Below are 8,207 nucleotides of genomic sequence, written 5' to 3'. Positions count from 1 at the left end.
GGGAAAGAAAGGGCGAAGGCGCGCCATCTGATCTTAGAAAGCCAGTAAAGGTTGCTCATAAATCAGGTCTCCTCGGGAGAGCCTGAATCATGAAGCGTGACTGAAATCAATGGGTCTGGAGCCTAGCGAAACTGCTCAGGCGACGGAGCGCCATCGAACCAGAGATCTGACATATGAAATCAGACGGGCGACGTGTCCCCTCAGGGGCCGTATCGGCAATGCTACCTTCGCCGTTCTCTGCACCCGCGGTCACAATATCCGAAAGATACTCGCCGATCTCATTTTTTACCGCGACATTATCTGCCTGAACGGCCACAGAGGCAGGACAGTCCACAGCGACGTGAACTGGTTGTTCAGATCCGACTACATATACCCTTCGACCAAAGCTTTGGCGATTTTTGTAAACCCATCGGATACAACGAGAAAAGCAAGTTTGAAAGGCAATGCAACAATAGCGGGGGGAACCATCATCATCCCCATAGACATCAGTATTGCCGACACTATCAAATCAACAATAAGGAATGGCAGGAGGATATAGAAGGCAATTTCAAACGCCCTCGACATCTCCGACAACATGAAGGCTGGAACCATGACCCTGAGAGGCGCGGAGTGCATATCATTAACTTCGATATTGGCAGTAGAAATGCTGACAAGACTATCGAAAGTGCCTTCATTTATTCTGGCGGACATGAAATCCCGGAAAGGCGATGTGATTTTCACAAAGGCTTCATCGTTACCCATGCCACCAGACAAAAATGGTTCTACACCCTCATTCCAACTTTTCAGAAAAGTTGGCTCCATTACGAACCAAGTCAAGAACAGAGACAGGCCAATGATCAGGAAATTCGGAGGAGATGCCTGCAAACCTATTCCTTGGCGAAACATGGACAAAACAGATACGATGAGAGGAAAGCAAGTCACCATGATCGCCAAGCTTGGAGAAATGCTCAGTACAGTCATGGCCGCAAAAACGGTGAACGCCTGCGTCGACAGGCTTTGCCCATCAAGGTTTATGGATATCCCTTGAGAGCATGCAATGCCAGGTATTGTCCCCAAGACAACGCCCGCGGATAAAGCACAAATTAATCGCCGGCTGATCATAGATTATCCTGGATATTCACAATCTCGGTTATCCTGACCGCCAATGACTCGGCTCCGCCCGCGGATGTGTCAGTCAACTCCCCCCGAGCAATCAGCTTGTCACCGATGTACAAATCAACAGGATCATCAACACGCCGATCCAGGGAAATAATGGAATCACGTCCCAGGGAAAGCAGATCCCGCACCGTCGGACGCGCCTTTCCAACAGACACGATGATCTCGACCGGCACAGACAGGAAGGGGCTTTGAGACGAACCAACAGCACTATTTTCATCCATGATCTTGTCCTATCTGGAGTTCATCCATCTTTGTGACTATCGGGAAATCGTAGAAAATTTTCTCAAGATCAGCGGATATTCCACCGCCTCCGAAGGAAATTTCAACTTGTCCGGTATCATAACTGGTATCTCCAAGGATTCTTACATGATCCGTATTTCCGGAAACAATCGATTTAACGACCTCAATTATGTCAGGATGCACTGTCAGGCAGATGGAATTTTCGCTTTCAGCCAGGACATCATCCAGATTCTGAATGATGAACTCTTCAATTGACACGCTTCTGATCTTCGGCATCATCTTTTCAAGCATGACCTTCAGAAGGGATTCCGTCGCATCCACGAATTCCTGCCGTAACTTGCCGTGATCTTTTATCAGATCCTGAAGACCTTTCTGGATTTCCGCGCGGAGGGATGCTTCTTCAGTCAGTTTACTCGCGCCGCAATCGTCCCAGCCAGCGGCATATCCTTTTTCATAAGCCGCCAGTTGCGCTGCCTCGAGTTCGACCGCGTCGAGTGAAATCCTTTCCTCGCGTTCGACATCCGCTTCAAAAGCCTCCAGCTTCACCCGGCTCAGCGTCATGCCCGTCCCTCATTGCTTTCCATCCAGCCGCGAAGAATCTCGACGGATTCCGTGTGCCGTTCTTCTATGAGCCGCTTGAGCCGCGCGACGGGTTCGTTCCCATCCTGACCGCGCGAGCTCGCGGCTTCCTCCGGCAGCTGGATTTCCTGCATGTTGAGAGGCACAATTTTGGGCGGTAGATCCTCAGCCTCGGCCGTCGCGGCGCGTTCACCATCCGAAGCGTTCGCCAGTTGCGCGCGATCCGGCACGGTATTGAGGTCGCGCTTTCCCAAAAGCAGCGGCCGCATGACGAAAAGCCCCAGAACCAACGCAACAATGACCAGTGCCGCGATGGCGATGAGACGCATCACATCAATGGTCTGTCCGGCAAAAAGTCCCCCCGTCGCCTCGGTTCCCGCATGGGTCCCCAGAGGCACGAAGGGCATGGAGCGGATGGTGATCACATCCCCCCGCGCTTCATCATAGCCGACGGCAGACGCCACGAGATCCTGAAGAGAATCAAGCTCTTCCTGCGGACGCGGTGTGATCGTCGCCTGTCCCGAAGCATCGGTCCCGCTGACGCCATCGACCAGAACCGCAACCGTGATCCGCTTGATGTCGCCCGGCGAGCGCAACAATTCGCGCGTGGTCTCGGACACTTCGTAATTCGTGCGCTCGCGGGTTTCCGACGCCTGGGACTGCGAACGCCCGTTGTTCGCGGCGTCCCCATCGGGCAGATTCGACGCGACCGTCACATTGGGCGGCTTCGTCGCATCGGCCTGCTTCGACGTTTCGGTGTTTTCCGTGGAAATGATCACACGACCCTGCGGATCGAAACGCCGCTCGGTGATCGCCTCGCGTTCGGAGACGGTCTGAACCGAAAGCTCCACCACCGCATTTCCATAACCCACCCGTGCCTCAAGTAGCCGCTCGACGTTCCTGCGCAGCTCGGCCGCGCGGTCATCGCCCAGCTGATTGGGCGTTTTCGCACCCGTGGCGATCAGGCCATTGACACTGTCGATGACGGATACATCCTCGGGCCTCATCCGCGGAACGGCGGAAGCGACAAGAAACTGCAGCGCCGTCGCCTGTTGCGCCGAAAACCCGCCGCTATTCGTGGTGACGGTGACAGAGGCGGTCGGCCGCGCGTCATTCCTGAACGATGTCGCGGCGACCGGCGCGATATGGACCCGCGCCGACCGCACATCCGGATTCGCCAGAATCGTGCGGGCGAGTTCACCTTCCTTCGCACGCCAGTAAGCAGCGTCGAACATCTGCGACGTCGTTCCGAAACCGGACAGGGAATCAAGAAGCTCGTAACCCGTGCCATTCAGCTTGGGCAGCCCCTCGGAGGCGAGCATCATGCGCAGTTCATCGCGCCGGCGGGAATCGACCTGGATCGAATCGCCGCGGACCTCATAGGCGACCCCCTGTTTTTCCAGCGCCGCGACGATTTCACCCGACTGCGCGGGATCCAGCCCGGCATAAAGCAGAGCCATGTTCGGTCGGGACGTGATGGCCGACAGAGCCAGTATCGCCACGAAAACCGCAATCGTCGCCCCTGTCACGATCATGCGCCGACGCGAATCGAGCGCCTCCCATGAGGCAAGGATTTGTTTCATGACACACCTCCAGCGAACGGACTTCTGCCCCGTCTGAGGCTGGATGATTCCGCTTTCCACTTAAGATTCGGTTAGCTCATCCGGGGTTATAGCTGGCCACATCGAAGAACTCGGTGAGGCTCATGGCCCAGATGGATACCGCGCTTGACGCGCCCGCTAAAAAATCGCCCCTGCCGCTGATCATCGGCGCCGTCCTGATGCTGCTTTTCGGCGCGGGCACATTCTATACGCTCTATTCGGGCCTGCTTTTCGGCTCCGGCAAGCCGAAGGAGAAAGTCGCCGAATCGGCCGCCCATCCGGAAATTACCTATGTGGCGCTCGATCCGTTGATCATTTCGCTCGGAAGCAAGGCCCCCAGACATCTGCGCTTTTCCGCGCAGCTCGAAGTTCCGCAGGCCTATCAGCAGGAAGTCGAATCGCTGAAGCCCCGGGTCGCCGATGTCCTGAACAGCTACCTCCGCGCCGTCGATGTGGGTGAGCTTGAAAATGCCAACGCCCTGATTCGCATGCGTGCCCAGATGCTTCGACGCATCCAGGTCGTGACCGGGGAAGGTCGCGTCAGGGATCTTTTGATCATTGAATTTGTCCTGAACTGAGGAAAATCCATGTCGGTCACATTCATCGTCGATGTTTTCATGGGAATGGCCGCGGTCATCGCCTCCCTCTATTGCTTCATTCTTTCGCGGCGCCTGAAACGTTTCAACCAGCTCGAACACGGGATGGGGGGCGCCATCGCCGTCCTTTCCGCGCAGGTCGACGACATGACATCCGCCTTGAAGCAGGCACAAAAGACCGCCGCCGGTTCGGCGCAGCAACTTGTCGGCCTGACGGATCGCGCGGAACAGGGGGCGCAAAAGCTAGAACTCATGCTGGCCTCCTTGCATGACATGACGGATGACTCGCCCCGGCGGCCGCATCGGGCCGTCCGTCGCCGCAGCAGGGGCTCGATGGAGGCGGCGGAATGATCCGCGCACCGTGGAGAAAAACCACTCCCGGTCCGCGCAAGCGGCGGCGCGGCATGCTGCCCGCTCTGGCCTGCATCTTCGCCCTCGCGGCCATCGTGCGATTTGGCGATGGCATGGGAACCATATTCGCCTTCGCCAGCGCGCAGAATTCCTCCGGGGACGATGCGTCCTGCGCGGCGGATGAAGGGACCTTGTCGCTGATGAATGCCCTTCGGGAAAGGGAACGCAAGGTCGCCAATCAGGAAGGCGTCATCGCCGACCGCATGAGGGCGCTCGAACTGGCCGACAAGCGGGTCCAGGAACGCCTCGCCGCGCTTAACGCTGCGGAGAGGGAACTAGCAGCGACCGTAACCATCGCCGACAAGGCCGCCGAACAGGATGTCGCGCGGCTGGTCACTGTCTATGAAACGATGAAACCCAAGGAGGCCGCACCGCTTTTCGCGGCGATGTCTCCGGAATTCGCTTCGGGTTTTCTCAGCCGCATGCGCCCCGAGGCTGCAGCGGCGATCTTTGCCCATCTCGACCCCGAGACGGCCTACGCCATCAGCGTCATCGTCGCCGGCCGAAACGCCGGTGCACCGGTCAACTGAGCCGGCTGACAACTTGCGACAACTTCTGGAGCCCTGAAATGATCGGCATCATCGGCATCGTCCTGATCTTCGCGATGGTCTTCGGCGGCTATATGGCAGCCGGAGGCAAGATCGGCATCATCCTCCATTCCCTCCCGTTCGAGATGATGATGATTGGCGGCGCGGCGGCGGGATCGTTCATCCTCTCGAACGACATCCCGGCGATCAAGCAGACGCTCAGGGATATCAAGAAGGTCTTCAAAGGCCCCACGTGGAAGCCGGCGGATTACCGCGACCTTCTGTGCCTGCTGTTCGAGATCATCCGCCTCGTCCGGCAAAATCCCGTGGCGATCGAGGAACATATCGAATCGCCCGAGACCTCTTCGATTTTCGGGAAATATCCAAAGATCCTGAAAGACCACGACGCGGTCGACATGATCTGCGACACGCTTCGCTCAGCCTCGATGAACTATGATGATCCGCTTCAGGTGGAAGAGGTGCTCGACAAGCAGATCGACACGAACTACCAGCACGCGCTGCATCCGAGCCACGCCATGCAATCCGTCGCCGATGCCTTGCCCGCGCTTGGCATCGTCGCGGCGGTCCTCGGTGTCGTCAAGACGATGGGGGCGATCGATCAACCGCCTGAAATCCTTGGAAAGATGATCGGAGGCGCGCTGGTGGGAACGTTTCTCGGCGTGTTCCTGGCCTATGGCTTCGTCGCCCCTTTCGCCATGCGGATGCGCTTTGCCGCGGATGAGGACAGCCACTTCTACAAGCTGATCCGCGAAGTCCTGGTGTCCAATCTGCGCAATCATCCGACGAACATCTGCATCGAGGTCGGGCGCCAGAACATGCCCCATCACATCCGGCCGAGCTTTTCCGATCTGGAGGATGCCCTGAAGGGTATCCGGTCGGAGGCGGCATGATGCGACGGTTGATCTGGGCAGGCGCATTCCTGATCGGGCTCGCGGGTGGTGCGGGCGCGCAGCAACTCTCCGTCCGCTCCGGAGAGCATGACGGATTTTCGCGCCTCGTCATCCCCTATCCACGGGGAACGAAATGGACGATCGAAGACGGAGACGGGGGGATCAGCCTGCGCGCCTCGGGAGGGAGTTTCACCTATGACATCCGGGACGTCTTCCGCCTGATTCCCCGAAACAGGGTCCTGTCCGTCGTCGCCGGCACCGATAACAACACGCTTTTCATCAAGACCGGGGAAAAGATTCGCAGCAAGGCCTATCAACTGGACGGCGGACAGGTGGTGATCGACTTCGCAGATGCAGAGGCCGCACCACCTGGTGACGTGCAATCGGCGGGCCGGATCGGTATTCCGGAACATCTTGACCTACTTTGGAAAAACCATCTTCCGCTTGAGGATACCGACAACATCGCGCAGACCGGATCACCACGCGGGGAAAATCCTCCCAACGGCAGCGCCCGGGTAAGTGCCGCGGAACGCCAGTTACTCGAAAGCCTCAGCCGCGCGGCATCGCAAGGCCTCATCAGCGTCGATCCCACGCGCAAGATCCCGAAGCCCGCGACCGGATCGCCCCTCGCGGAAGGAGATCCGGCCGACGACGGATCCCTCCCGATCCCGCTGCGTTCCGAGACGGTCTATGATCGCGATCTGGATCAGGAAAATGCGTATCCCCGGCTGCTGGTCAATGGGCAGTCCTGCCTTCCGGACGACAGGTTTGCCGTTGAAAACTGGGTCACCGATGATCCGCCGACCGATCAGCTCGCCGAAAGGCAGAACGGGCTCATCGGTGAATTCGACCGGCCCGATCCCGCCGCCGTCGAACGCCTCGCACGGCTTTACATCGCCCTGGGGTTCGGCGCCGAAGCCAAAGCGACGCTGGCGGCCTTTGATATCGGCGGCGCAATTGCCCGGCCACTCGTCTATATGGCGGATGTGATCGACGGCACCCCGACCCCGCCGGACGAACCGATTTCGCACATGGCCGCCTGTGACGGCAAGGTCGCGCTTTGGGCTTTCATGGGAGGAGGTCTGCCCGCGGATTCCGGACAGATCGACGTGACGGCGATCCAGAGTAGCTATTCCGCCCTGCCCCCGCAAATCCGCGACATTCTCGGCCCGGTTCTCGTCGAGCGGTTCCTGAAGATCGGGCAACCCGACGCGGCCGAAGCCATCCGGAATGCGCTCAGGCGCACCAGTTCGGCCGAAAATGCGCCTCTGGCCATCGCTCAGGCGCAGTTGCTGCTGGCGTCGGGGCAGCCTCTCGCCGCGGAGGAAAGCCTCTCCGCCGCGCCGGTCAGGAACGATCTCAACTCGGCGCAAAGCCTCGTGCTGTCCGTGGAAGCCCGCCTGATGCGCGGGCAGGCGATCGACCGAAAGACGCGGGACGACATTGCCGCGCAGATGCACCAGACCGGCGCATCGGAACTTGGCCAACGTCTGCGCCGGGCGCTGATCCTGGCCGAAGGATCGGTCGGCGGTTTCGACAATGCCTTCGACACCCTCGCCGGCTGGCCGCAGGAAGGGCTTGATGACCTCCGCGACCAGACGCTTGGCGATCTCATCGCGCAACTCGGCCGCGTTCCGGACGATCTGATTTTCGTCAGGCAGATGTTCACGCATCGGCAGGTCCTGCAGGATGCCCCCCTGCCCGCCGCCTTGCGCATATCGCTTGCGGATCGCCTGTCCGGTCTGGGTTTCAGCGCCGCGGCGGCGGATATCCTGACTGCCACGGTGCGCCAGACCGCAACGGGGCGCCTTGCGCTCGCCCGGGCGGCCATCGCGGAACGGGATGGCGCGGCGGCACTGGCCCACCTGGACGGTCTGGACGGCGAAGCCGCCGCGCAGCTGCGTGCCCAAGCCTATCTGGCGCTTGGCGAACACGCCAATGCGGCAGCGCTTTTCCGCATGCTCGGGGATGAACAGGAAACGGCCCGCGCGGCGTGGCGCGGCGCATCATGGGACATCGTGAAAGATCACGGCAGCGATATCGAACGCGCCGTGATCGAAGACGCCACCGCGGACAATGCTTCAGACCCAATCCCAACGGGACCGATTTCCCGCGCGAACGCATTGATCACCCGCAGTCAGGAGGAACGCGCGCTTCTCGACCGCCTGCTCACGGCCTATTGAG

At 59.4% G+C, this 8,207-nt stretch carries 9 protein-coding genes and 1 pseudogene; 6 read left to right on the top strand and 4 right to left on the bottom strand.

Annotated features, from left to right (window positions below):
- Window positions 1-122: 122 nt before the first annotated feature.
- Window positions 123-280: pseudogene (locus D2T30_RS06760) on the top strand (IS5/IS1182 family transposase); the annotation flags it as partial.
- 83 nt (window positions 281-363) lie between these two features.
- Here D2T30_RS06760 and D2T30_RS06755 read toward each other — a convergent pair.
- From D2T30_RS06755 to fliF, 4 genes are read right to left on the bottom strand one after another with little or no spacing between them, the layout of a single operon-like run.
- The gene (locus D2T30_RS06755; protein WP_128208248.1) at window positions 364-1,101 is read right to left on the bottom strand and encodes a flagellar type III secretion system pore protein FliP; all 738 of its coding nucleotides are present in this window, start codon (window positions 1,099-1,101) and stop codon (window positions 364-366) included.
- A complete protein-coding gene (locus D2T30_RS06750; RefSeq protein ID WP_128208247.1) occupies window positions 1,098-1,379 on the bottom strand; it encodes a FliM/FliN family flagellar motor switch protein in 282 nt (93 codons plus the stop codon). Before D2T30_RS06750 ends, D2T30_RS06755 begins: the two co-directional genes overlap by 4 nt.
- Window positions 1,372-1,959, bottom strand: coding sequence for a FliH/SctL family protein (locus D2T30_RS06745; protein ID WP_128208246.1), 588 nt, complete (start codon window positions 1,957-1,959; stop codon window positions 1,372-1,374). The genes D2T30_RS06750 and D2T30_RS06745 overlap by 8 nt, the downstream gene beginning before the upstream one ends.
- Window positions 1,956-3,560: a flagellar basal-body MS-ring/collar protein FliF gene (fliF, locus tag D2T30_RS06740; protein WP_128208245.1), complete on the bottom strand. Its 1,605-nt coding sequence runs from the start codon at window positions 3,558-3,560 to the stop codon at window positions 1,956-1,958. The genes D2T30_RS06745 and fliF overlap by 4 nt, the downstream gene beginning before the upstream one ends.
- A 122-nt stretch (window positions 3,561-3,682) precedes the next feature.
- Here fliF and D2T30_RS06735 point away from each other — a divergent pair, with 122 nt between their 5' ends.
- The 5 genes from D2T30_RS06735 to D2T30_RS06715 are packed head-to-tail and all read left to right on the top strand — an operon-like array spanning window position 3,683 to window position 8,206.
- Complete coding sequence (locus D2T30_RS06735; RefSeq protein WP_128208244.1) at window positions 3,683-4,156, top strand: flagellar basal body-associated FliL family protein; 474 nt, start codon at window positions 3,683-3,685, stop codon at window positions 4,154-4,156.
- 9 nt (window positions 4,157-4,165) lie between these two features.
- Window positions 4,166-4,525 (top strand): hypothetical protein, encoded by a 360-nt coding sequence (locus D2T30_RS06730; RefSeq protein WP_128208243.1) that lies wholly within the window; start codon window positions 4,166-4,168, stop codon window positions 4,523-4,525.
- Window positions 4,522-5,115, top strand: coding sequence for a MotE family protein (locus D2T30_RS06725; protein ID WP_128208242.1), 594 nt, complete (start codon window positions 4,522-4,524; stop codon window positions 5,113-5,115). Before D2T30_RS06730 ends, D2T30_RS06725 begins: the two co-directional genes overlap by 4 nt.
- Before the next feature lie 38 nt (window positions 5,116-5,153).
- Window positions 5,154-6,023 carry a flagellar motor stator protein MotA gene (gene motA / locus D2T30_RS06720; RefSeq protein WP_128208241.1) on the top strand — a complete coding sequence of 290 codons (870 nt, stop codon included), beginning with the start codon at window positions 5,154-5,156 and terminating at the stop codon, window positions 6,021-6,023.
- Window positions 6,020-8,206 carry a hypothetical protein gene (locus tag D2T30_RS06715; RefSeq protein ID WP_128208240.1) on the top strand — a complete coding sequence of 729 codons (2,187 nt, stop codon included), beginning with the start codon at window positions 6,020-6,022 and terminating at the stop codon, window positions 8,204-8,206. The genes motA and D2T30_RS06715 overlap by 4 nt, the downstream gene beginning before the upstream one ends.
- Window position 8,207 lies beyond the last annotated feature (1 nt).

This window comes from Paenirhodobacter populi (genome assembly GCF_004022215.1).
Lineage (GTDB): Bacteria > Pseudomonadota > Alphaproteobacteria > Rhodobacterales > Rhodobacteraceae > Rhodobacter > Rhodobacter populi.
Note: the sequence above shows the minus strand (reverse complement) of the source record. Positions and strands in the feature narration are given on the sequence as shown.